The following is a 319-nucleotide window of genomic DNA, read 5'->3' as shown; positions in this document are numbered from 1 at the left end:
GCGCCACGACGACGGACGTTGTCTGTAATGACGACGCCGGTACGAGCGACGACGGAACGGTTGACCTGACGGTCAGCGGTGGTTCCGGAAGCTACACCTATGCGTGGAGCAACGGCGCGACGACCGAGGACCTGAGCGGCCTTGCTGCGGGTACTTACACGGTAGTGGTTACCGACGCAGCTGGCTGTAGTGGCGAGCTGACGGTGACCATCGACCAGCCGGAGCCTCTGGTGGCTACGGGCGTTACGACGGACGTCATCTGTAACGATGATGCCGGTACGAGTGACGACGGTACGATCACGCTGACGGTAGTTGGCGG

The 319-nt window shown here is 62.7% G+C and carries 1 protein-coding gene; it reads left to right on the top strand.

Annotation, left to right across the window (positions count from 1 at the left end; all coding sequences use genetic code 11):
- Positions 1-319: SprB repeat-containing protein (locus E1J53_RS24770; RefSeq protein WP_173021636.1), on the top strand; the 319-nt coding region annotated here is incomplete at both ends.

It is taken from the genome of Lewinella sp. W8 (assembly GCF_004375085.3).
Classification (GTDB): domain Bacteria; phylum Bacteroidota; class Bacteroidia; order Chitinophagales; family Saprospiraceae; genus Neolewinella.
This window is presented reverse-complemented; position numbering and strand designations above follow the sequence as displayed.